Origin of the sequence: Kutzneria sp. NPDC051319 (genome assembly GCF_040682195.1) — a bacterium.
Taxonomy (GTDB): Bacteria; Actinomycetota; Actinomycetes; order Mycobacteriales; family Pseudonocardiaceae; genus Kutzneria.
This window is the reverse complement of sequence record NZ_JBFBAM010000005.1, coordinates 105483-128231: the sequence shown is the minus strand read 5'-3', so window position 1 is coordinate 128231 and position 22749 is coordinate 105483. Positions and strand designations below refer to the sequence as shown.

Annotated in this window: 19 protein-coding genes; 14 read left to right on the top strand and 5 right to left on the bottom strand. The window is 70.6% G+C overall.

The features are described 5' to 3' along the window. Nucleotides 1–9: 9 nt before the first annotated feature. Genes AB0M73_RS06655 through AB0M73_RS06645 form a run of 3 tightly spaced genes read left to right on the top strand, consistent with a single transcriptional unit; the run spans nucleotide 10 to nucleotide 2895 of the window. A complete protein-coding gene (locus AB0M73_RS06655; protein WP_363887744.1) occupies nucleotides 10–1083 on the top strand; it encodes a cupin domain-containing protein in 1074 nt (357 codons plus the stop codon). Then, nucleotides 1076–1864, top strand: a complete 789-nt coding sequence (locus AB0M73_RS06650; protein WP_363887741.1) for a methyltransferase domain-containing protein — start codon at nucleotides 1076–1078, stop codon at nucleotides 1862–1864. Before AB0M73_RS06655 ends, AB0M73_RS06650 begins: the two co-directional genes overlap by 8 nt. Further along, the gene (locus tag AB0M73_RS06645) at nucleotides 1861–2895 is read left to right on the top strand and encodes an amidohydrolase family protein (RefSeq protein WP_363887738.1); all 1035 of its coding nucleotides are present in this window, start codon (nucleotides 1861–1863) and stop codon (nucleotides 2893–2895) included. The genes AB0M73_RS06650 and AB0M73_RS06645 overlap by 4 nt, the downstream gene beginning before the upstream one ends. Here AB0M73_RS06645 and AB0M73_RS06640 read toward each other — a convergent pair whose 3' ends face one another. Continuing rightward, complete coding sequence (locus AB0M73_RS06640; protein ID WP_363887735.1) at nucleotides 2896–4104, bottom strand: erythromycin esterase family protein; 1209 nt, start codon at nucleotides 4102–4104, stop codon at nucleotides 2896–2898. 112 nt (nucleotides 4105–4216) lie between these two features. Between AB0M73_RS06640 and AB0M73_RS06635 the strand changes: the two genes are divergently transcribed. The 3 genes from AB0M73_RS06635 (at nucleotide 4217) to AB0M73_RS06625 (ending at nucleotide 6285) form a co-directional block, all read left to right on the top strand. Beyond that, nucleotides 4217–4906, top strand: coding sequence for a MerR family transcriptional regulator (locus AB0M73_RS06635; RefSeq protein WP_363888027.1), 690 nt, complete (start codon nucleotides 4217–4219; stop codon nucleotides 4904–4906). Between the two features lie 82 nt (nucleotides 4907–4988). Further along, a complete protein-coding gene (locus AB0M73_RS06630; RefSeq protein WP_363887733.1) occupies nucleotides 4989–5654 on the top strand; it encodes a molybdopterin-dependent oxidoreductase in 666 nt (221 codons plus the stop codon). Next, nucleotides 5632–6285 carry a cytochrome b/b6 domain-containing protein gene (locus tag AB0M73_RS06625; RefSeq protein WP_363887730.1) on the top strand — a complete coding sequence of 218 codons (654 nt, stop codon included), beginning with the start codon at nucleotides 5632–5634 and terminating at the stop codon, nucleotides 6283–6285. Before AB0M73_RS06630 ends, AB0M73_RS06625 begins: the two co-directional genes overlap by 23 nt. Here AB0M73_RS06625 and AB0M73_RS06620 read toward each other — a convergent pair. Together AB0M73_RS06620 and AB0M73_RS06615 are read right to left on the bottom strand one after the other, a co-directional pair. Beyond that, nucleotides 6282–8321 carry an NAD(P)-binding protein gene (locus AB0M73_RS06620; RefSeq protein WP_363887727.1) on the bottom strand — a complete coding sequence of 680 codons (2040 nt, stop codon included), beginning with the start codon at nucleotides 8319–8321 and terminating at the stop codon, nucleotides 6282–6284. The genes AB0M73_RS06625 and AB0M73_RS06620 overlap by 4 nt on opposite strands. 82 nt (nucleotides 8322–8403) lie before the next feature. Then, the gene (locus AB0M73_RS06615; protein WP_363887725.1) at nucleotides 8404–9093 is read right to left on the bottom strand and encodes an SDR family NAD(P)-dependent oxidoreductase; all 690 of its coding nucleotides are present in this window, start codon (nucleotides 9091–9093) and stop codon (nucleotides 8404–8406) included. A 50-nt stretch (nucleotides 9094–9143) separates the two neighbouring features. Between AB0M73_RS06615 and AB0M73_RS06610 the strand changes: the two genes are divergently transcribed. The 4 genes from AB0M73_RS06610 (at nucleotide 9144) to AB0M73_RS06595 (ending at nucleotide 15315) form a co-directional block, all read left to right on the top strand. Further along, nucleotides 9144–9938 carry a helix-turn-helix transcriptional regulator gene (locus AB0M73_RS06610; RefSeq protein WP_363887722.1) on the top strand — a complete coding sequence of 265 codons (795 nt, stop codon included), beginning with the start codon at nucleotides 9144–9146 and terminating at the stop codon, nucleotides 9936–9938. A gap of 114 nt (nucleotides 9939–10052) precedes the next feature. Beyond that, nucleotides 10053–11072, top strand: a complete 1020-nt coding sequence (locus AB0M73_RS06605; RefSeq protein ID WP_363887719.1) for a glycosyltransferase — start codon at nucleotides 10053–10055, stop codon at nucleotides 11070–11072. Nucleotides 11073–11244: 172 nt separating this feature from the next. Next, nucleotides 11245–14838, top strand: a complete 3594-nt coding sequence (locus AB0M73_RS06600) for a discoidin domain-containing protein (protein WP_363887716.1) — start codon at nucleotides 11245–11247, stop codon at nucleotides 14836–14838. A gap of 126 nt (nucleotides 14839–14964) precedes the next feature. Continuing rightward, nucleotides 14965–15315, top strand: coding sequence for a hypothetical protein (locus tag AB0M73_RS06595; protein WP_363887713.1), 351 nt, complete (start codon nucleotides 14965–14967; stop codon nucleotides 15313–15315). Here the strand turns inward: AB0M73_RS06595 and AB0M73_RS06590 are convergent. Then, the gene (locus tag AB0M73_RS06590; RefSeq protein ID WP_363887710.1) at nucleotides 15312–16040 is read right to left on the bottom strand and encodes a DUF4097 family beta strand repeat-containing protein; all 729 of its coding nucleotides are present in this window, start codon (nucleotides 16038–16040) and stop codon (nucleotides 15312–15314) included. The genes AB0M73_RS06595 and AB0M73_RS06590 overlap by 4 nt on opposite strands. A 99-nt stretch (nucleotides 16041–16139) precedes the next feature. Further along, entirely contained in the window at nucleotides 16140–17600 is a 1461-nt protein-coding gene (locus tag AB0M73_RS06585; protein ID WP_363887708.1) for an aldehyde dehydrogenase, read from the bottom strand. Nucleotides 17601–17714: 114 nt separating this feature from the next. Between AB0M73_RS06585 and AB0M73_RS06580 the strand changes: the two genes are divergently transcribed. The 4 genes from AB0M73_RS06580 to AB0M73_RS06565 all read left to right on the top strand — a co-directional run bounded on the left by AB0M73_RS06580 (nucleotide 17715) and on the right by AB0M73_RS06565 (nucleotide 22616). After that, entirely contained in the window at nucleotides 17715–18179 is a 465-nt protein-coding gene (locus tag AB0M73_RS06580) for a MarR family transcriptional regulator (RefSeq protein ID WP_363887706.1), read from the top strand. A gap of 57 nt (nucleotides 18180–18236) precedes the next feature. Beyond that, nucleotides 18237–19808: a flavin monoamine oxidase family protein gene (locus tag AB0M73_RS06575; protein ID WP_363887703.1), complete on the top strand. Its 1572-nt coding sequence runs from the start codon at nucleotides 18237–18239 to the stop codon at nucleotides 19806–19808. Between the two features lie 299 nt (nucleotides 19809–20107). Beyond that, nucleotides 20108–21370 carry an aspartate--tRNA(Asn) ligase gene (gene aspS / locus AB0M73_RS06570; RefSeq protein ID WP_363887701.1) on the top strand — a complete coding sequence of 421 codons (1263 nt, stop codon included), beginning with the start codon at nucleotides 20108–20110 and terminating at the stop codon, nucleotides 21368–21370. A gap of 115 nt (nucleotides 21371–21485) precedes the next feature. Further along, nucleotides 21486–22616: a glycosyltransferase gene (locus AB0M73_RS06565; protein WP_363887697.1), complete on the top strand. Its 1131-nt coding sequence runs from the start codon at nucleotides 21486–21488 to the stop codon at nucleotides 22614–22616. Nucleotides 22617–22749 lie beyond the last annotated feature (133 nt).

Sequence of the window (22749 nt, the reverse complement as noted above, 5' to 3'; positions counted from 1 at the left end):
GTGGATGCCATGTCGATCCCACCCGGTCTGCTGGCCCGGCGCACCTCGGAACTGCCGCGCCAGCTGTGGCACCTCGGCGGCCTGATGTCGATCCGGGTCACCGCCGGGGACACCGACGGCGCGGTGAGCGTCGTCGAGCAGCGGGCCCAACGCGGCTACTCCACGCCGCCGCACGTCCATTCCCGCGAGGACGAGACCCTCATGGTGTTAGCGGGCGAACTCGAGTACACGGTCGGCGGCCGCGACGGCGTGTTGAAGGCCGGTGAATCGGCGTTCCTGCCGCGGCACAAGGCCCATCGCTTCGCGGTGATCTCCGAACAGGCGCACTACCTCATGCTCATCACGCCCGGTGGCTTCGAGGAGATGTTCCAGGTCGTCAACTCTCCCGCGCCGGAAGACGGGGACGCTCACACCCCCACCGATCCCGGCCTGATGGCCGCGGAGTCCGCATCGCGCGGCGCCACCCTGTTTCGCGACGATCCCGCCGAACGGGCCCGTCAGGCGGAGTTGCTCGCCGCCGCGCCGGGAACCGCCGAGTCCTACCGGTACTTCGCCGCGCAGATCGCCGGGCCCGGCCCGACGTTCGACGACGTCATCGACGGGCTTGTCGTTGCGGCACAGCGCATTCCGTCCGATCCGGGGCACGCGCGGGCCTTGATCCTGCTCGGCATCCTGGCCGAGACCTCGCACGACGCCGTTTCCCCGCGGCTGCCGGAGATTCTCCACGCCGTCGGCGCCGACCAGCCCGAATCCGTCCTGCTGGCCTTGGCCTTCCTCGGCGCGCACTTCCGTGAACATGCCGACGCCGTGCTGGCCGCGACCACTGGCTTGTCCGACGAGGACCGGCAACGGCTGGAGCGCTGTCTGGCCGACCCCGACCCCGACCGGATCGGCCGCTCCTGGCCCACGCCCGCGTTGTGGGAGCTCAGCGAGGCCGAGCGCGAGCTGGACCGCCGCTGGCGGGACGAGGGCCGGTGGGACGCCGAGACCGTGCGGGCCATCTGGGACGCCGAGACCACCTCGCTGCTCGCCTTCATGGGCGCCAAGGCCGATCACCACGTGGAACGGAACACCCGTGTCTGACCTCATCGACATCCTCGCCTGCCCAGCCTGCCTCGGGCCACTGACCACGGCAACCGACGGCGTCGAGTGCACCACGTGCGGCCACGCCTATCCCGACGCCGGCGGCTACCTCGACCTCGGGCCGGCCTCTCGCGCCCCAGGAGGCGGCCTCGGCCAGTTCTTCCTCCAGGACCCGCTGCACGTGCCGAGGTACGAGGACCACACGCGGACCTCGTTCCTGGCGATCATGGGCGACAACTGGGAGAACGCCCTGACCCCCGAGGCCGAGGACGACTACCTGCGAGCGCACCTGACCGCCGCGCACGCGCCGCTGCTGGACCTCGCCTGCGGCGCCGGCCGGTGGACCCGCACCCTCATCGACCACCTAGGCCTGGACCGGGTCGTCGGCCTGGACCTGAGCGTCCCCATGATCGACGCCATTCGCGCCGACATTCCCGGCATACGGATCGTGCGCGGCACCGCGCTGCGACTTCCCTTTGCCACCGGCTCGTTAGGGGCCGTCAACTGCTCCAACGCCTTGCAGTTGCTGCCCGAACCCCGCGAGGTCCTGCGCGAGGTCGCCCGCTGCCTGCGTCCCGGCGGCCTCTTCACCACCTTCACCTACCGGCAGGCCGAACGCCCCACCTACCGGTATTTCCAGCAGCAGCACGAGAACACCTTCGGCGTGCGCTCCTTCACCACGTCCGAGCTGATGTCCTGGCTCTCCGCCGCCGGCCTCGACCTGGTCGACCTCCGCAGCCCGGCCGGCATGCTGCTGCTCACCGCCAGGAGGACCGCGTGATCCGCGTCCGCGGTTACGCCCTGCCCAGCGGCGAGGTCGTCGACCTCTACGCCGACGGCGACCGGTGGACCACCGATCCGGCCCCCAACGCCGAGCTCGTCGAGGGCTGGCTGCTGCCCGGTCTCGTCGACTCGCACACCCATCCCGGCGCGGAGAACCCCGGCGACCCGCTCGACGAGGCGGTGCTGCGGGAGGACCTGCACCGGCACGTCGACGCCGGCGTCACCGCCATCCGCGCCCCCGGCCTCGCCGGCGACCCGCCCTCGTGGTTCGGCCAGGATCCCGACGTGCCACGGGCCTGGCATGCCGGCCCTTGGCTGGCGCAGCACGGCCAGTTCTTCGACGGCTGGGGCCGTCGCGTCTCCCACGCCGAGATGCCCGCCGTCGCCGGCGCGCAGGCCGCCCGCACCGGCTGGGCCAAGGTCATCACCGACTGGGGTCCCGACGACGAGGTCGTTCCCGTCGCCGTGCTCCGCACCGTCGTCGACGCCGTGCACGCCGTCGGCGGCCGCGTCGCCGCCCACACCCAGCAGGCCGCCGGCGGTCTCGCCGCTGTCGCCGCCGGGGTCGACTCCATCGAGCACGGCATGTGCCTCGACCCCGCTGCCCTGCACACCATGGCCGCCCAGGGCAGCGTCCTCACGCCCACCCTCTCCATCATCACCTCCGGCCTCGACCGGGTCCGTGCCGCCGAGCCCAGCCCCCGCCGCGACTGGTACCTCAACGGCGCCGAGGCCCACGGCCCTCTGACCTGCGCCGCCGTCGAAGCCGGCGTCACCGTCCTCGCCGGCACCGATTCCCGTCCCCACGGCCGCATCTCCGACGAGATCTTCGCCCTCGTCCACGCCGGCCTGCGCCCCCACGACGCCCTCGCCGCCGCCTCCTGGTCCGCTCGCTCGTTCCTCGGCCTCGGCGGCCTCACCCCCGGCTCCCCCGCCGATGCCGTCGTCTACCCCGCCGACCCCCGCACCGACCTCTCCCTCCTGGACAAGCCCACCGCCGTCATCCTCCGCGGCCTTCGCGTCCGCTAGCTACCAGTACTGGTGCTGCTTCCCGTCCGTGTCCGTGATGAACACAACCGCATCCGCCCCGTCCAGATCCTCCCGTGTCAACGGGATATGCCCGCGCACCATCGCTTCTCCCGTGCGCATCCCTTCGGGCAGCGCCGCTCGGGCTTCTTCCGCCGGGAACAGCGTTCGCCCCTCCGTGGCCGAGGCCAGCGCCCCCTGCAGCGTCCCCTCCTCGGTGCTCGGACTCCCGTCGCTGGCCACAAACACGTACCGCTCGCCCAGGTCCCTCGCCAGCAGCGCCCCCGCACTCCCCCACGTCGCCTTCTCCGCCCCGAACACCAGCGTCGACTGCCCGCGCCTCAGATGCATGTTGTGGGCAAACACCAGGCTCGGCCCCCGATGCCGCTCCCGCTCCACCATCGCCCGCAGGTTGTCCGCCATCATCTCCGTCCGCAGGCTCATCAGCACCCCCACCCGATCCGGCGCCGTCCGGGCCATCGCGGCGTGATATCTCAACAACGCCTGCGCCGTCCGCACCCACCCCACCGCCTCGCTGTAGCCCCCGCGCAGCAGACTCGGTGCCGCGCGGCGAAGCGCGCTGGCCAGGTCGTCGGCGATGATCCGCAGTGCGCGCACCCTGTCCGAGTCCCCGATCGACGCCCCCGGGTCATACATGGCCGCCGGGTTCGTCCAGTCCCCGTCGTCACCCAGCAGGCCTTCGAGCTCGCGTGACGACTCCGGGTGCAGCCCCGCCGGCAGGTAGTCCTTGACCCCCACCAGCCATCGCCGCGGACTGGGCGCCGCCCCGGTCTCCGTCGGCGCGTCAAACCCGTAGAAACGAACCCGCTCGCCCTCCGCACGCCCGGCGTTGTGCGCCCTCAGCCACTCCACCAGCTCCCGGTTTCCTGGCACCGCACCGAATCCGTGGCTGAACCCGGTCGCCAGGACCTCCTCGATCTCCCCCTCGCCCCCGTTCACGTAGGCATCCACGACCGACCCCGCGAAGAAGTCACTCTCCAGGGCGATCGACCGAAACCCCCGCTCGACGAGACGGGCGAGCATGTCGTTACGCAGCAACGGGAACGCCTTCACGCCGTGCGTCGGCTCACCCAGCGCCACCACCACCGGCGCCTCGGGCCGGGTGGCGAGCAGCTCGTCGATCGTCCGGGCCAGGGCGGCCGGGGTGTCGAGTTGGCGGCCGATCCCGTGCAGCGGTGCGGCAGTAGACATGAACATCCTCCCCATCCGGAACTGCCCTTGACGCTATCGTTGAAGATTCGATTGAGCTTTAACCGACGCTCAGCTGGGCCCAGTGACCCAAAACCTCAAAGGGAGGTGCAGCCTGCGCCCCGTCGACCTGGCCCGTGAGCACGGATTGTCCACCCAGGCCATCCGCAACTACGACGATGCCGGCGTCCTTCCGCCGACCGAGCGCAGCGAGACGGGGCACCGGCGGTACACGGCCCTCCACGCGCAAGCGCTGCGTGCCTTCCTCGCGCTGCGGCGAGGGCACGGGCATCAGCCGGCGCTGGAGATCATGCGCGCGATCAATCGCGGTGACACCGAGTCCGCGTACCGGCTGATCGATGACGCGCACGTGACCCTCGGCGCGGAGCGCAGCACTCGCACCGAGGTCGCCGACGCCCTCAACGCGCTCTCCGCGGCCGAACCCTTCCGCGGAGCCCCGCTGACGGTGGGCGAACTGGCGCGCCGGCTCGATGTGCACCCGGCGACGCTGCGCACGTGGGAGGTCGAGGGCATTCTGCGGCCCGCTCGCGATCGTGCCACCGGTTATCGCGAGTACGGCCCCGAGGCGGTGCGTGACGCCGAAATCGCCCGCCAGCTGCGTCGAGGCGGCTATCCGCTGCGACACGTCGCCCGGTTCATCGACTCCCTGCACGAGGCCGGCGGCACCGAGGCACTGCGTACCTTCCTCGACGCCTGGCAGGAGCGTCTCACCACCCGCAGCCGCCACCTCATCGCCGGCGCCGCCCAGCTCGACGCCTATCTCACCCAGCTCAGCGAGCCGTAGCCCGAATATCTCGCCACCACGGATCGCGCCAACCATCCCATGTATTACGCACCGGTCAGACCGGTGCGTATAAGCTGACCATGTGAGCGAGAACGAAGGCAAGCCGATCGGACGCCGAGTGGTCCTGTCGATGCTGGGGCTGGGCGCCGCCGGTATCGCGGCCGCACCCGTGTTGCAGGGCGGGTGGCAGAAACTGCTGGACGCGGACCCGGTCGGCGTCACCGGACTGCTGCCCAACAGCGGCGGATTCCGCTACTTCAGCGTCGCCGCGTCGGTGCCCGTCAAGAACGAGGGCAACTACCGCCTGACCATCGACGGCCTGGTCGACCGCCCCCGGACGTTCACCCTCGCCGACCTCGCCACGCTCCCCCAGCGCCGGGTCGTGCACGACGTCCAGTGCACCGACGGCTGGAAGGTCGAGAACGCCGCCTTCACCGGCGTGCCGCTTTCCGCCCTCCTCGACGCCGTCGGCGTGAAGACGCAGGCGCGGGCCGTTCGTTTCACCTGTTTCGACGGCGTGTACACCGAAAGCCTCACCCTGGACCAGGCCCGACGCCCCGATGTGCTGGCCGCCCTCAAACTCGGCGACCAGCCCCTCACCCACGAACGCGGCGGCCCGTGCCGCCTTTACGTCGCCCCGATGTACTTCTACAAATCGGCCAAATGGCTGTCGGGAATCACGGTCACCGATCGCGTCCAGCAGGGCTACTGGGAGGACTACGGCTATGACGTCGACGGCTGGCTCTGACACGGCCGGCGCCGGGCCGGTCGGCAGCGACGCGGGCGACACCGAGCCGGAGCGGGTGCGGCGGTTCGGGCGGGTGCCGAGGCTGGTGCACCGCACCACCGGGTGGCTGATGGCGTTGTGCCTGGGCACGGCGGCGTGCCTGTATTTCGGGCCGCTGGCGGAGGTGGTGGGGCGGAGGCTGCTGGTGGTGGCGGTGCACGAGTTCTCGGGCCTGCTGCTGCCCGTGCCGCTGTTGCTGGGACTGCTGTCGAAGGAGTTCCGGGCGGAGCTGAAGCGGCTCAACAGGTTCGCCAAGTACGACGGGGAGTGGCTGCGGCTGGCGGTGAAGCGGGTCAAGCACCGCCCGGCGGGGAAGTTCAATGCGGGGCAGAAGCTGTACGCGGCCTGGATCACGGGGGCGGTGCCGGTGATGCTGTTCACGGGCCTGCTGATGTGGTTCGGCGGCCTGCTGACGTGGATTCCGCGCAGCAGCGCGATTTTTGTGCACGACTGGCTGGCGCTGGCCATCGCGGCGGTGGTGGTGGGGCACATCCGCATGGCCTACCGGGATCCGCTGGCCCGCGAAGGGATGCGCACGGGATATGTCCGGCTGTCGTGGGCCCGCAAGGAACATCCGCGCTGGATCGACTAGGAGCCCAGAGCCGTGATCTCGCGAAGGAAGGGAACGGCGGTGGCGTCCAAGGTCTCGGCGTACTCGCGGCCGGCCCACACGGCGGCGGCGATGGTGCCGGGGGCGAAGGCGTCGCCGATGGCGCGGACGGAGCGCAGGTCGGACCATTCGGCCTGACGGGCCATCAGGTCCTGACAAAGCTGGTCGACGGGGGTACGGGCGGTGACGAGGACGACGGCCGAGGCGGGGTGATCCCGCTGCGAGCCGGTGAAAACGCAGGCGGTGCGTAGACACTCGGCGGCGATGGAGACGGCGGCACGGTCGGTGTGCACGGTGACGCCGGCCTCCAGAACGCGGCGGCGGATCTTGGGGAGTTCCATGGTGTTGGCGGTCCACTCGGAGACGCTGGGTGCCGGCGTGACGAGCTCGACGGCGAAACCCTCGCGGGCCAACAACTCCGCCAGCACGGCGCCGAGGTAGTAGTGATCGTCGTCGTAAATCACGACCTGCCGGCCGCGAGGGCGTGAGCCGGACATGATGTCGTCGGGGGTGAGGACCTGGGCACCGGCGTCGATGGGCAGCCCGAGCGGATGGGCCCGGCCGACGCCGTCGGCCCGCCACCGGGAGCCGGTGGCGACGGCCACGTGCGAAAAACCGTGCTCCAGAACGTCATCGGCGGTCATGGTGCTCTCGAAGTACACGTCGACGGCGTCCAGCTTGGCCAGCACCATCTCCCGGTGGTCGACGACCCGGATCCATGCCGCCAGCCCCGGCAACAGGGCCTCCCGCCGCACCCGACCGCCGAGCACACGGGAACGCTCGGTCAAGGTGACGCGATAACCCCTGCGCCCCAACGACATCGCGGCCTCAAGGCCGGCAGGACCCGCGCCGACGACCAAGACACTGGCGTCGGAATCGGCCGCACGAATACGCTCCGGGTGCCAACCGCGCCGCCATTCCTCGCCCATGCTGGGGTTCTGGGTGCAGCGGATGGGCGACTGCGTGTGGTCCCCCGACACACACATGTTGCAGCCGATGCATTCCCGGATCTCGTCCAGCCGGCCGTCACGGATCTTGGCGGGCAGGAAGGGATCGGCGATCGACGGCCGGGCGGCGCCGATGAAGTCCAGGGTGCCCTCGCGGATCTGCCGCACCATGGCGTCCGGCGAGGTGAACCGGCCGACGCCGACAACGGGCTTGTCGGTCAACGACTTCAGCCCACGGACGGCCGATTCCTGCTCGCCCTCGGGCCCGAACCGGGAGGTGTTGGAGTCCAACGACCACGGCCCGGCCACGAAGTCCCACAGGTCTGGAAGATCACGCAGCGAGTGCACGACCTCCCGGGTCTCCGCCGCCGACAACGCGGTCTCCTCGGCCCCGCCGCCAACTCCCAACCGGCAGGCCACGGCCGCCCTGCCGGCACACAACTCCCGGGTGTCGGACAACACCTCACGCAGGAGCCGAGCCCGGTTCCACAGGCTGCCGCCGTACTCGTCGGAGCGGTGATTGTGTTTCGGGGAAAGGAAATGCTCCAAAATGCCGTAGCCGTGCGCGGCATAGACGTAGACCAGGTCGTAGCCGGCCGACAGCGCCCGCCGAACGGCGGCGCGGTGCATCTCCCGCAGCGCGGCGATGTCCGCCATGGTCATCGCCCGCGCCTGCACGGGATGGATGCTGCCGACCACCGGCAGCGCGCTCGGCCCCATCGGCGGGATCCGCGAGGTCAGGTTGGCGGCGTGGAGTCCATTGTGGACAAGCTCGATGCCGGCCAGGGCGCCGTGTTCGTGGATGCGGTCGGCGATCCGGGCCACCGCCGGCACATCGCGGTCGTCCCACAGCCGCAGCTCGATGGACGGCGTGATGTCGCTGGAGGGATCGATCTCCGTCTCCTCGGTGCACACCACCGCCCAGCCGCCCTCGGCCTTCACCCCACGCATCGCCGCCTCGGCGCCGGGATCGCGATAGCCCATGCCGTTGCAGTGCGGCACCTGGAAGAACCGGTTGCGGGCGACGACCGGCCCAATCGACACCGGCTCGAACAGCACGTCGTAGGCCACCGCGCCACCGTGCCACATCGCGGCCCGATCGGGCACCCCGTCGGACGAACAGCACCGGGCAGCTGGGCCAAGCTGGCCTGACTCACCAGGGGACCGGAGTTCCGTCCCACGACACGAAAGTGCCGGTGGGACCGTCGTCGGGCAACAGCGCCAACCGCACGGCGCCCGCCGCGGCCTCGGCCGGATCGCCGTCGCTGGCGGCGGCGCGGGCGGCCAGATCCGTGCGACGCAGCCCCGGCGCCAGGGCGTTGACCTTGAAGCCGGCAAGCGCTTGCGCGTAGTACAGGGTCAACGCGTTCAACGCCGCCTTCGACGACCGGTAGGCGGCCCCGGTCCCGCCGGTGGCGTACCGCTCGCCGCTCCACGCCAGGGACGCGGTGCCGCTGGAGATGTTGACGATCCGGGGATGCGAGGACCGGCGCAACGCCGGCAGGAAGGCGTTGGTCACCGCCAGCACACCGAACACGTTGGTCTCGTAGGTACGGCGAAAGGCCGCCACGTCCGACTCGGAGGGCGTGGCGCCGTCGACCATGATGCCGGCGTTGTTGACCAGCACATCCAGCGTCTCCACCTGCGCCGCCGCGGCGGCGATGCTGGACGAGGAGGTCACGTCGAGCACGAGCAGCCGACAGCCGCCGCCGATCTCCTCGACCGCCCGCCGCCCACGCTCCGCGTCGCGAGATCCGATGTGGACGGTCAGGCCGGCCGCGACCAGCTGACGGGCGATTTCCTTGCCGATGCCCTTGTTGGCCCCGGTCACCAATGCGTTCATGTCTCGACGATGCCGCCGACACGGGCCGGTAACCAGGCACAATCGATACCATGCCGAAGGAGGAGCTGGCCCGTTTCCTCAAGGACCGCCGCGCCGGCCTGCGACCGGCCGACGTCGGTCTGATCGCCGCCGGCCGCCGCCGCACGCCCGGCCTGCGCCGCGAGGAGGTCGCCGACCTGGCCGCGATGTCGGTCGACTACTACGCACGGCTGGAGCAGGCCCGCGGGCCGAACCCGTCGCCACGCATCCTCGACGCCCTGGCCGACGCCCTGAAACTCCCGGAAGCCGAGCGTCGGCACCTGTTCCGGCTGGCCGACACCGTCCCCACCCCGCCGCCCGGGCCGCCCGGCCAGGTCCGTCCGCACGTCGCCGACCTGCTCAAACGCCTCCCCGGGGCGGGCGCGGTCGTCACCGACGCCACGTACCGGATCATCGCCTGGAATCCCCTGGCCGAGGCCCTGCTGGGCGACCTGCGCAGCGAGCCCAACCTCGCCCGCCGCCGCTTCCTGCACCCCGACCTCCAACGCACCAGCCACGCCGAGGAGTTCGGCGAGATCGCCGTCGCCCGCCTGCGCGGCTCCGCTGCCCGCTACCCCGGAGACCCCCGGCTGACCAGCCTGCTCGCCGATCTCCGGGCCAGCGAGGAGTTCGTCAGCATCTGGAACACCAACCCCGTCCGCACCCCCGGCCACCGCAGCAAGACCGTCGAACACCCCGTTTTCGGCCCTCTGCGGGTGAACTGCGACGTCCTCGTCGTCCCCGACGACGACCAGCAGGTGGTGTTCATCACCGCCGACCCGGGCACCGCCACCGCCCGCCTGTTCCGACGGCTGCCGGGGTTGTAGCCCGGGCACGCATGGCCCCTGTCCGATCGGGCGGCCCTTGTCCCCAATGCCTCGACCGTCGAGCCGCGCCCATATGCTGTTGTTCTACGCATGTTGAATTTCTGGGGAGGCGCGGTGGCCGGGCGAGTTGTCTACGCGGCGTTGGAGACTCAGTTCCCGCTGGGCGGGATCAGGGTGCTGAGCCAGCAGGTGGAGCTGCTGCGCGCGGCCGGAGTGGAGGCGTTCCGGTGGACGCCGACGCCGGGGTTCCGCTACAAGTGGTTCGACGACACCGTGCCCACGCTGTCCGGGATGAACCTGGAGCTGGGCGAGGACGACCTGCTCGTGGTGCCCGAGGTCGCCGTCGTGCCGGACAGGGATCCGGCGCGGGGCGCGCACTCGGTGATCTACTCGCAGGGGCACTACATCACCTTCCTCGGCACGGCCGACCTCGACCCGTACCCGGGCTGGGCGGCCCGGCCGGCGCTGTGGACGGTGTCGCAGGCCGGCGCGCACATGCTGCGGCGGGCGCTGCCCGGGTACGAGCCGCACCTGGTGCCGCCGGTCATCGACACCGACCGGTTCCGGCCGGCCGACAAGGTCCGCCGGGTGGCGTGGATGTCGCGCCGGCGGCCCATGGAAAGCACGCTGCTGCGGCGCCTGCTGCGCTCCGACCCGCGCAGCGCGGGCGTGGAGCTGCACGACATCAACGGCGTCTCGCACGAGGAGGTCGCCCGGGTCCTGTCGGAGACCTCGGTGTTCATCGCCCTGAGCACGCCCGAGGGCGAGGGCTTCGGGCTGCCCACCGCCGAGGCCCTGGCCGCCGGCTGCCTGGTCACCGGCTACACCGGCGGCGGTGGGGCCGAGCTGTACGCCTCGCCCGCGGCCTGGCCGGTCCCCGAGCTGGCCACCGACGAGCTGGCCGACAAGGCGTTGGAGCTGCTCGACCATCCCGACAAGGACGAGTTCCGCCGCGTCGGCCGGCAGTGGATCCAGCAGCGGTACAACGCCGAGACCGCCACCGACGCCCTGCTGGAGGGCATCCGGCTGGCCCGCGCCCAGCCCGGCCGGGCCGCGACCGCCGTCCACCCGACGCAGTGGACGGACGAGATCGTCAAGCACTTCCGGCGGCCCGAGCCCGCGACCACGGGCTGAGGTGACGGGGTCGGTGCTGTCCGTGCCGACCCCGCCACCCACCGCGGACGCCCGATGACAACGTTGTCGGTGTCCGCATTTCCTGTCTTGCTTGTCGTCTTGACACTGGTCTCACCCCTGAAGCAGGGTCTTGGCAACGTTGTCAACGCCGCGACGGTCACGGGAGCTGGGCATGACGCAGGTCGAAGAAGACGGGCTGTCGAGAAGGGGCTTCCTCTCCACGGGAGTCACCCTGCTGGCGGGATTCGGCCTGGCGGCGGCGCTGCCCGGCGTGGCCGAGGCGGCAACCGACGCCAAGGCACCCGGCGGAGCACCCACGGACCTGGCCCAGTTCCGCCCGGTGACGGTGTCCTCCACCGACTACGCGGCGACGCCGGGCAGCTTCGCCGTCGACGGCGTGGCCCAGGTCGGCCTGCGCGGCAGCGGCTGGCGCGCCGCCCAGGGCGACCCGCAGTGGATGGTGGTCGACCTCCATGGCCAGTGCCAGGTCAGCAAGATCGTGCTGACCTTCGACGCCAAGCAGGGCGACCCGGCCTTCGACTTCTCCAAGTCCCGCAACGGCACCAGCGGCCTGGAGATCCTGACCAGCTACTCGACCTCGTACGCGCTGGACGTGTCGAGCGACGGCGAGGTCTGGACGACGGTGCACAGCACCACCGCCGGCACCGGCGCGGTGAACACGATCGCGCTGGACCAGGCGGCGACCGCGCGCTGGGTGCGGTTCACCTCCTTCGGCCGCTCCACGACAAACCCGTTGGGCCTCAACGGTTTCCAGGTCTACGGTACCGCGAAGGGCAGTCGCCCGCAGGTGACCGGCTGGACCAACTGGCCCTCGCAGCACCGCACTCCCCCCGCGCTCAAGGTCGCCGGCGACGGCACGGTGCCGGTCGAGTCCGGCTGGGTGCTGACGATGGACGACTTCGCCCCGAGCCAGGACGGCGCGGCGCTGTCGGGCCCGGCGGTGAACACGGACAACTGGGTGCCGGCGACGGTTCCCGGCACGGTGCTGGCCTCACTGGTCGAGCAGGGCCACTTCCCGGACCCGGTGTCCGGTATGAACAACATGGTCATCCCGGAGGCGCTGGCCCGGCATTCCTGGTGGTACCGCCGCACATTCTCCATTCCGTCCGGTGTGGACACCGGAGCGGGCCGCTTCGTCTGGCTGGAGTTCGACGGCGTCAACCAGACGGCCGACATCTGGCTCAACGGCAAGTCGGTCGGCTCGCAGTCGCACCCGTTCGGCCGCGCCGCCTTCGATGTCACGGGCGCGCTGCGCAAGAGCGGCGACCAGGTGCTGGCCGTGAAGATCACGCCGATCCCGTTCCCGGGCAGCCCCGGCGACAAGGGCCCGGCCGGCCAGTCCTTCGTGGACGCCGGCGGCGGCATCTTCGCCAACTCCCCCACGCTGGTCGCGGCCTCGGGCTGGGACTGGATGCCGGCGGTGCGTGACCGCGTCGCGGGCATCTGGGACCACGTCCGGCTGCGCTCGACCGGCGCGGCGGTGCTCGGCGACGCGCGGATCGACACCGTGTTGCCGAAGCTGCCCGACGTCAGCGCCGCCGAGGTGACCATCACGGTGCCGGTGCGCAACGCTTCGACGGCCTCGCAGCAGATCACCGTCGCCGCGTCCTTCGACAACGTCAAGCTGAGCAAGACCGTCTCGGTGCCCGGCGGCCAGCAGGTCGACGTCAAGTTCGACCCGACGGCGTACCCGCAGCTCAAGCTGACGAACCCGAAGCTGTGGTGGCCCAACGGGTACGGCGACCCGAATCTGCACACCCTGCAGATGACCGCCACCGTCGACAACAGGACCAGCGACAAGCGGTCGGTCGAGTTCGGCATCCGCAAGATCAGCTACGACTACAACCTGCCGATCACCATGAGGAACAACCGGGCCGACCAGACCGTCGACTTCCCGGTGCAGCAGGCCCGCTACGTGCGGCTGCAGGGCCACAAGCGGGCCACCAGCTACGGCATCTCGCTCTACAACCTGTCCGTGGTCAACAGCGCCGCGCCCACCACCGACCTGGCCCTGAACAAGCCGGCCACCGCGTCCTCTGTGGACGATCCGAGCCGGCCGCCGGGTCTCGCCGTCGACGGCGACACCAACACCCGCTGGGCCTCGGCCTGGGAGGACGACCAGTACATCCAGGTCGACCTCGGCTCCACGCAGACCTTCGACCGGCTCAACCTGACCTGGGAGTACGCCTACGCGGCGACCTTCGTCATCCAGGTCTCGGCCGACGGCAACACCTGGACCGACGCCAAGGCCGTGGACAACTCCCCGGTGCCGATGACGATTTTTGTCAACGGCGTCAAGGTGTTCATCCGCGGCGGCGCGTGGGGCTGGGACGAGCTGCTGCGCCGGATGCCGCCGGACCGCGTGGACAACGTGGTCGCGATGCACCGGGACATGAACTTCACCCTGATCCGCAACTGGATCGGCTGCAGCTACCGCGAGGAGCTGTTCGCGGCCTGCGACAAGTACGGCCTGTTGCTGTGGAACGAGTTCTGGGACGGCTTCTCGGCCGACCCGGCCAACCACGACATCTTCCTGGCCCAGGCCAAGGACGTCGTGCTGCGCTACCGCCACCACGCGTGCAACGTGGTGTGGTTCGGCTGCAACGAGGGATCGCCGCCGGACGCCATCGACACGCCGCTGCGCGAGATCGTCACCAGCAGCTGCGACCTGATGTACCAGAGCAACTCGGCCGGCGGCGTGATCAGCGGCGACGGCCCGTACTTCTGGCAGGACCCGAAGAACTACTACGGCGTCACGCACGGCTTCTGGAGCGAGATCGGCCTGCCGACCGTGTCCGTGGTCGAGTCCATGCGCAACCTCGTCGGCGCGGACGACCCGGGCTGGCCGATCGGCCCGTCGTGGTACCTGCACGACTGGTCGGCCAACGGCAACCAGAAGCCGCAGACCTACGTCGACGCGATCTCCGCCCGGCTGGGCCCGGCCAGCTCGCTGGAGGAGTTCTGCCGCAAGGCGCAGTTCGTCAACTACGAGAGCATGCGCGCCATCTTCGAGGCGTGGAACGCGGTGCTGTGGAACGACGCCCGCGGCGTGCTGCTGTGGATGTCGCACCCGGCCTGGCACAGCACGGTGTGGCAGACCTACGACTACGACATGGACGTCAACGGCAGCTACTACGGCTCCCGCAAGGGCTGCGAGCCGCACCACGTGCAGGCCAGCCTCGTCGACTGGAAGGTCAGCGCGCTCAACCACACCCCGGTGGCGGTGTCCGGCGCCACGGTGTCGGCGCAGCTGTACGACCTGGCCGGCAAGTCCCTCGGCGCGGTGCAGAGCCAGAAGGTCGACATCGCGCCGTCCTCGGTGACGGCGTCGTTCACGGTGCCGTTCGCCGACTCCCTGCCGGCGCTGCACCTGCTGCGGCTGCGGATGACCGACAGCAACGGCAACCTGATGTCGGAGAACACCTACTGGCGCTACCGGGCCGACACGGACATGCGGACCCTCAACCAGACCGCCGCGACCAGTGTCTCGGTGTCGCTGAACCAGAGCGGCAACGCCTACAGCGCGGTCGTGAAGAACACCGGCAAGACGGTGGCGGCCATGGTTCGGTTGTCGCTGCGGGAGCACAACGGCAAGGACCGCGTGCTGCCCACGCTGTACGGCGACAACTACTTCTGGCTGCTGCCGGGCGAGAGCAGGACGGTCAGCGTGGCGCCCCGCAGGTCGGTGTCGCACCCGCGTCTGCTGGTCGAGGGCTACAACGTGCCGACGGTCCTGTCGAACTAGCCCACACGCTTCGCGCGGTACGTCGGGCCCAACCCGGCGTACCGCGCGAATCCCATCTCCCGGCCCGTTTCCGGCCGTGCGGATGCGCCGCGACGGGCCGATCGGGCCTGGCGTAATGTCCGGGTTGTGCCCTGGTGGATCGTGCGTGCCGGTTATGTGGTCGGCTTTCTCATCGGCACCACGACGCACGCGATCGACCTGCTGGCCGGCGGCTACTCGGGCGTGCCGGTGCCGCTGGCGGTGTTCTTCACGGCGCTGGTGGTGATCGATCCGCTGACGGCGGTGCTGGTGGCGCTGGGCCACCGGCACGGCGTGACGCTGGCCTTCGCGGTGATCGTGCCGGATCTGCTGGCCAACTGGTACCTGAACTGGCCCGGGCTGCCGGGGGCGCTGCTGCACCCGACGTGGCTGGTGCTCAACCTGTTCAGCCTGTTCGTGCTGGTCACCTGGTGGCCGCTGCGGCGGCGCACGCCCTAGGCCGGCACGACCTCGATCTCGCCGTTGTCGGTGCTCAGGTCCAGGGTGTTCTTGCCGTTCGGGTCCTCGGTGATGCCGATCTTGCGGTGCCCGTTGTGGTTCTGGGTGGTCAGCCGGTAGCCGCCGGTCGGCACGGCCAGCTTGACGTCGCCGTTGTCGCTGCGCGCGGTCACGTCGCCCGGCTCCAGCAGCGCCAGGTTGATCTCGCCGTTGCTGGTGGTCGCCTGCACGGACCCGCCCCGCAGCCCCCGCCCGGTGATCTCGCCGTTGCTGGTCTCGGCCTTCACCGTGCCCGCCACGTCGGCCAGGTCGACCTCACCCGAGCTGGTGGTGACGTTGACCGCCCCGACGTTGCGCAGCTGGACGTCGCCGTTCGAGGTCTCGCCGCTGACCGGCAGGCCGGCCGGCGCCGTGACGTCGTAGGCGACGTCGCAGTTGCTGCCGCAGTCGCCGCTGAGCACCAGCACGCCGCCGTCCACCCGGTAGGTGTCCTGCTTGGGCGTGCCGTCGTGGTACTTGATCGTCCGCTGCACCGTCACCTTGGTCAGCCCGGCCTGCCCCCGCACCGTCACGTCGCCCGACCGGCCGTCCAGCTTGATCGAGGTGACCGACTGGTCCAGCGTCTTCGTCTCGCTCATCGACTGCGGCGGCAGCAGGCGGCTGCACCCCGACGCCACGCACACCCCGGCCACCACCAGGCCGGCGATCCCCAACACCCTGTGCATCCGCCCACTCCCCCTACGACGTCCCGACGCCCACGGACGGTATCGGGGGGTGGGCGGCCGTCGCATCGGGAATGACCCTGAGGTCGCCTCTAGGGGAGGCTAGAAGGGGAAGCCGTTGTGCTGGCCGGCGACCGTCACCCAGCGGGTGTCGGTGAAGGCCTCCACGCCCCAGCGGCCGCCGAACCGACCGTAGCCGCTGGACTTCACGCCGCCGAAGGGCACCTGCGGCTCGTCGTCCACGGTCTGGTTGTTGACGTGCGCGATCCCGGTGCGCAGCCGCCGGGCCACGGCCAGCCCGCGCCGGGTGTCCTCGGTGATCACGCCGGCGGTGAGGCCGTAGTCGGTGTTGTTGGCGATGGCGATGGCTTGCTCGTCGTCGTCCACAGTGGTCACGGTGACCGCGGGCCCGAAGATCTCCTCGGTGAAGATCCGCATCTCCGGGGTGACGTCGGCCAGCACGGTCGCCCGGTAGCGGGACCCGTCGGCCTCGCCGCCGCCGGCCCGCAGCGACGCGCCGGCCGCGACCGCCTCGGCCACCAGCTCCGACACCCGCCGCGCGGCGCCCGCGGTGATCAGCGGCCCGATCACCGTTCCCGGGTCGGCCGGGTCGCCATGCGGCAGCGAGGCCACCTTGGCCGCCAGTTTCTCGGTGAACTCCTCGACCACGGCGCGGTGTACCAGCAGCCGGTCGGCCGACATGCAGATCTGGCCGGCGTTGTGGAAGGCGGCGAAGGCCGCGGCGTCGACGGCGTAGTCGATATCGGCGTCGTCCAGCACCAGCAGGGCGTTCTTGCCGCCCAGTTCCAGCACCGCGGGCTTGATGTGCTCGGCGGCGGTGGTGCCGATGATGCGGCCGACCCGGGTGGAGCCGGTGAAGTTGACGACCCGGACCCGCTTGTCCGAGATCAGGGCGCGCGCGACCTCGGCGGCGTCGGCCGGCGCGTTGGTGACGACGTTGAGCACGCCGGCCGGCAGCCCGGCCTCGCGCAACACGTCGGCGATGAACAGGCCGCACGCGATGGGCGCGTCCTCGCTGGGTTTGAGCACGACGGTGTTGCCCACCGCCAGCGGCACCGCCAGCGACCGCGTGCCCAGGATCAGCGGGGCGTTCCAGGGGGCGAAGGCCGCCACCACGCCGACCGGTTCGCGCAGGGCCAGCGACAGCTGCCCCTCGGTTTCGGTGGACAGCACCTCGCCCAGCGGCTGGCCGATGGCCGCGGCCGCGTCGCGCAGGATGCCGGCCGCCAGGCCGACGTTGAACATGGCCCAGCCGGCGACGCCGCCGACCTCTTCGGCCATCACGGCCACCGCCTCGGCCGTCCTGGCCTCGAGAATGTCCGCGGCCTTGAGGAAGATCCGGCGGCGGGCCGCCGGTGAGGTCGCCGACCAGGCCGGGAACGCCCGCTGGGCGGCGTCCACCGCGCGGGTGACATCGGCCGGACCGGCCGCCGCGACGATCGCGTGCACCTCGCCGGTGTACGGGTTGAGATCCTCCGTCGTGCGGCCGTCCAGCGCCGGGACGTCCTCGCCGCCGATGACCAGGTCTCGTTTGATCGTCACGAGCCACTCCAGTGTTCGCTCTGCGCACGGTCATTCGGTATCCGTACGCCAGTGTGGTCCCGTGGGCCCGGTGTCGTCAAGCGGCACTCTGTTGAAATTTGTACTATGTTCGACATGGCCGATGAGAACTGGCTCGACGAGCGCGAACTCACTGCGTGGAAGCAGTTTCTCACCGTGGGGGCCGCCGTCAACCGGCTCGTCGACCATCAGCTCAAGCGGGACGCCGGCCTGTCGCACCCGCAGTTCGAGGTGCTGGCCCGGTTGGCCGAGGCGCCCGAGGGCCGGCTGCGCATGACCGAGCTGGCCGGCGCGGCGGTGACGTCCAAGAGCGGCCTCACCTACCAGGTCGGGCAGCTGGAGAAGGCCGGCTTCGTGCGGCGCTGCGGCTGCCCCAGCGACGAGCGCGGCATCGTCGCCGTGCTCACCGAGGCCGGCTGGCGCAAGCTGCGCGAGGCCGCCCCCGGGCACGCCGCCCTGGTCCGCGAGCTGTTCGTGGACGGCATGAGCCGCAAGGACTTCGCCGCGCTGGCCGACGGACTCGGGGCCCTGCACGAGAACTTGCGCGATCGGGTGGAGTGACCGGCAATTCTCGGGTATCTGCGCCGGATCCCGCCGGACCTGGCGAGGGTGTCACCCATGAGGGGAATCTCCAGGCGTGACTTTCTGACCGTGGTCGGCGCCGCGGGCGGGGCGGGCGCGATGTTCGCGACCATGGGCGCACTCGGGCTGGCGCCGACGGCCATGGGCACGGCGGACTACCGGCCGCCGCAGCCGTCCGACTTCCGGCTGACCGGCCGTGCGGCGGCCAAGGTGGTCGTCCTCGGCGGCGGCATCGCCGGCCTGGCCAGCGCGTACGAGCTGGGCAAGGCCGGCTACGACTGCACCGTGCTTGAGGCGCGGGACGTCGCCGGCGGCCGCAACTTCACCGTCCGCGGCGGCACGCGGCAGACCGAGCTGGACGGGCAGACCCAGGTCGGCCGGTTCTCCGACGGCGAGTACATGAACGCTGGCCCGGCCCGGATCGCGCAGTGGATGGTGACCCTGGACTACTGCCGTGAGCTGGGCATCCCGATCGAGGTGTTCACCAACACCAACGCCAGCGCGCTGATCTACCACGAGGGCATGGGCGCGCCGGTCCGCTATCGCACGGCCAAGGCCGATGTGTACGGCTACGTCAGTGAACTACTGGCCAAGGCCACCGACCAGGGCGCGTTGGACAGCTCGCTGACCGGCGACGACAAGCAGCGGCTGCTGGCGTTTCTCGAAGACTGGGGCGACATCGGGGCGCAGCACAGGTACACGGGGTCCAAGCGCCGCGGCTATGCCGTCGATCCGGGGGCTTTCGACCAGGCCGGCACTCCGCTGCCCGGGCCGCCGTCGCTGTCGGACGTCCTGGCCCGCGGCGTCGGCCGGCATTTCTCGTTCGAGTTCGAGTACGAGCAGGCCATGCTGATGTTCCAACCGGTCGGCGGCATGGACCGGATCCCGGCGGCGCTGGTGCGGGCGATCGGGCCGGGCCGGGTGCGCACCGGGTGCGCCGTCACGGGAATCACCAACGGGGACAACGGGGTTTCTGTCACGTACACGCGCGGCGGCCGGGAGCAGCGGATCGACGCCGACTACTGCATCGCCGCGATGCCGCCGCACATCGCCGCTCGCATCCCACACAACCTGGGCGCGGATGTGCGGCAGGCGCTGACCACCTTCGACGTCCACCCGGTCGGCAAGATGGGCCTGGAGTACCGGAGCCGCTGGTGGGAGACCGATCACCGGATCTACGGCGGCATCACCGAGACGGACCTCGACCTGGATCACCTCTGGTATCCCTCGCACGGCTATCACGGTCGCCGGGGCACCCTGATCGGCTACTACAACACCGATGCGCATGCCGTGGCGTACGGGCAGCTGACGCCGGCGCAGCGGGAGGCCCGGGCGGTGGCGCAGGGCGTGCGGATCCACGGCGACAAGTACCGGACCGAGCTGGCCAGCTCGTTCTCCGTTGCCTGGCACCGGATTCCGCACATCGAGGGCGGCTGGGCGCTGCCCACCACTGACAACATCCCGGCGTACGTCCTGCTCAACCAGCCGCAGGGGCGGGTGTACTTCGCCGGCGACTGGTTGACCTTCCTGGTGACCTGGCAGGCCGGCGCGTTCGACTCGGCCCGGCGGGTGGTGACCGAGCTGCACTCCCGCGTGCTGAAATCCTGAGGCGTGCTACCGGCTTCATCGGATACGCTGTGCCGCAACACGTCGACGGAGACAAGTAGCCGGGGACCAACGCGGGTCCTCAGAGAGCCGCCGGTAGCTGCGAAGGCGGTCCCGCGTCCCCCGGTGAAGACACTCCCGAGTGCGGGGAGCAGTGATATCGAAGGGTCGGGCCCCGCCGGCCGGCCCGCGTGATCGGGCCAGAACGAGGTCCCCGTCCGCGGGGGCGAAAGTGCGGTGGCACCGCGAGTTTCCCTTCTCGCCCGCACTCCCAAGGGGTCGACTCGACCACTGGAGTGGCGATGATCGCCCGTGTCCTGTCCGCGGAATTGGCCGCCCACATCGGTGAACGCGTGCGCGTCGCCGGCTGGGTGCACCGCGGCCGTGAGCTGAAATCCGTGACCTTCGTGATCGTGCGCGACCGGTCCGGGCTGACCCAGGTGGTCGCCTCCGGGCCCGCGCCCGCCGAGGAGACCGTCGTCGAGGTGACCGGCCTGGTCACCGCCAACCCCAAGGCGCCCGGCGGTTGTGAGCTGACCGAGCCGGTGCTCACCGTGCTCGGCGAAGCCGTCGCGCCGCCGCCGTTCGACCTCTACCGGCCGACCGTCTCCGCCACCCTGCCGACCATTTTGGACCATGCCCCGGTGGCGCTGCGGCATCCCTTGCTGCGGGCCCAGTTCGAGATCGCCGGCGCCTCCGTCGCCGGCTTCCGCCGGGCCCTGGACGGCATCGGCTGCACGGAGATCCACACGCCCAAGATCGTCGGCTCCGCCACCGAGTCCGGGGCTGACGTCTTCGGCATCGACTACTTCGGGCGCAAGGCCTTCCTGGCCCAGTCGCCGCAGTTCTTCAAGCAGGCCATGGTCGGCGTGTTCGAGCGGGTGTACGAGGTCGGGCCGGTGTTCCGGGCCGAGCCCCACGACACCGCCCGCCACCTCGCCCAGTACACCAGCCTCGACGCCGAGATCGGGTTCATCTCCGACCACCGCGACGTCATGGCCGTGCTGCGCGAGGCCATCGCCGGCATGCTGGCCGGCGCCGCTTCGCGGGCCGATGCGGTCGAACTGCTCGGGGCGGAGTTGCCCGAGGTGCCGGCCGAGATCCCGTCCATTCACTTCGCCGAGGCTCAGAAGCTGTTGGGCGGCAAGGACGCGATCGACCTCGCCCCCGCCGACGAGCGGTGGCTGTCCGAGTGGGCCCGGCGTGAGCACGGGTCGGAGTTCTTTTTCGTCACCGGCTATCCCATGGCCAAGCGTCCCTTCTACACCCATTCCGAACCCGGCAACCCTCTGTACAGCAACAGTTTCGACCTGCTGTTCCGTGGCCTGGAGCTCGTCACCGGCGGTCAGCGCCTGCACCGTCACGCCGACTACCTGGCCGCGTTGGCGGAGCGTGGCGAATCGCCCGAGGCATACGAGGGCTACCTGGAGGTGTTCGCGCACGGCATGCCGCCGCACGGCGGCTTCGCCATCGGGCTGGAACGGTGGACCGCTCGGTTGCTGGGGGTGGCGAACATCCGGCAGACGACCCTGTTCCCGCGAGACCTGCACCGGCTGACGCCGTAAGCGGTCTTCTCCCCACCTCAATGTATAGCCGACCCGGGGCCTTGCGGCAAGGCCCCGGGTATGGTTCATCATTGCCCGCCGTACGGCTTTCACCAGCGGAAATGGGGGCAACCACATGCGTGTGGTGCTGATGACATACGGCTCGCGCGGCGACGTGGAGCCGGTGGTGGCGCTCGCCGCCACCCTGCGCGACCTGGGGGCCGAGGCGCTGGTGTGCGCCCCGCCCGACGAGGAGTTCGTGACGCTCATGGCCCGCGCCGGCGTGCCCCACGTGCCGCTCGGGCCTTCCGTGCGGGAACTGATGTCCGTGGCCAAGCCCGATCCCTTCGCCCTGGCCCGGGGCCTCGTCGACGCCCGCTTCGACACCCTGGCCCGGGTCGCCGAAGGCAGCGACGCCATCGTCGCCGCCGGTCTGATGCCGGCCGGCGCCCGCACCGTGGCCGAGCAGTCGGGAATCCGCTACGTCTTCGCGAGCTACCAGTTGTACGGGCTGCAGAAGGCCGCGTGGCAGCAAGATGTGGAGCGCATCAACGCCTTCTACCGTGAGCCGCTGAATTCTCATCTGACCGCCCTCGGGTTGCCTTCGGTCGACAACGTTCGCGATCATGTTTTTACCGACCGGCCCTGGTTGGCCGCGGATCCCGCGCTCTGCCCATGGGAGGGTGTGACGGAGCTCGACGTCGTGCAGACGGGGGCTTGGATCCTGCCGGATGATCGGCCCCTTTCCGGGGAGTTGGAGGAGTTTCTTCAAAGTGGTGAGCCGCCGGTGTATGTGGGGTTCGGCAGCATGCACCTGCATGCCGCGCCGAAGCTCGGGCGGATGGCCGTCGATGTGCTGCGGGCGCAAGGGCGTCGGGTGCTGTTGGCCCGAGGGTGGGCGGAACTCGGTTCACTGGATGATGCCGGGGATTGCTTCGTGACGGGCGATGTGAATCAGCAGGCCCTGTTTCCTCGGGTCGCCGCTGTGGTTCACCACGGGGGTGCTGGCACCACGACTGCGGCGAGCCGAGCCGGGGTGCCGCAGGTTGTGGTGCCGCAGATCGGGGATCAGCCTCAGTTTGCCGCTCGGGTGGCGGAGTTGGGGATCGGGGTCGGCCACGACGGGTCTACGCCTACGTATGAGTCGTTGGCGGGGGCGTTGAGGGTGGCTTTGGAGCCGGAGGTGGCTGTGCGGGCCAGGGAGATTGCTGGGCGGATCCGTACGGATGGGACGGTGGTGGCGGCGAAGATGCTGCTTGAGGGGTGAGGGTGAGGGTGGGGGTGGGGGTGGGGTAAGGGTGTGTCGTTGATCTGGGCGGTGGGCGGGGGGCGGGGGGCTGGGTGTGGCGGTGGCGCGTCGGGTGTCCGCACCGCGCAGTTGCCTGTCGGTTGGTTACCAG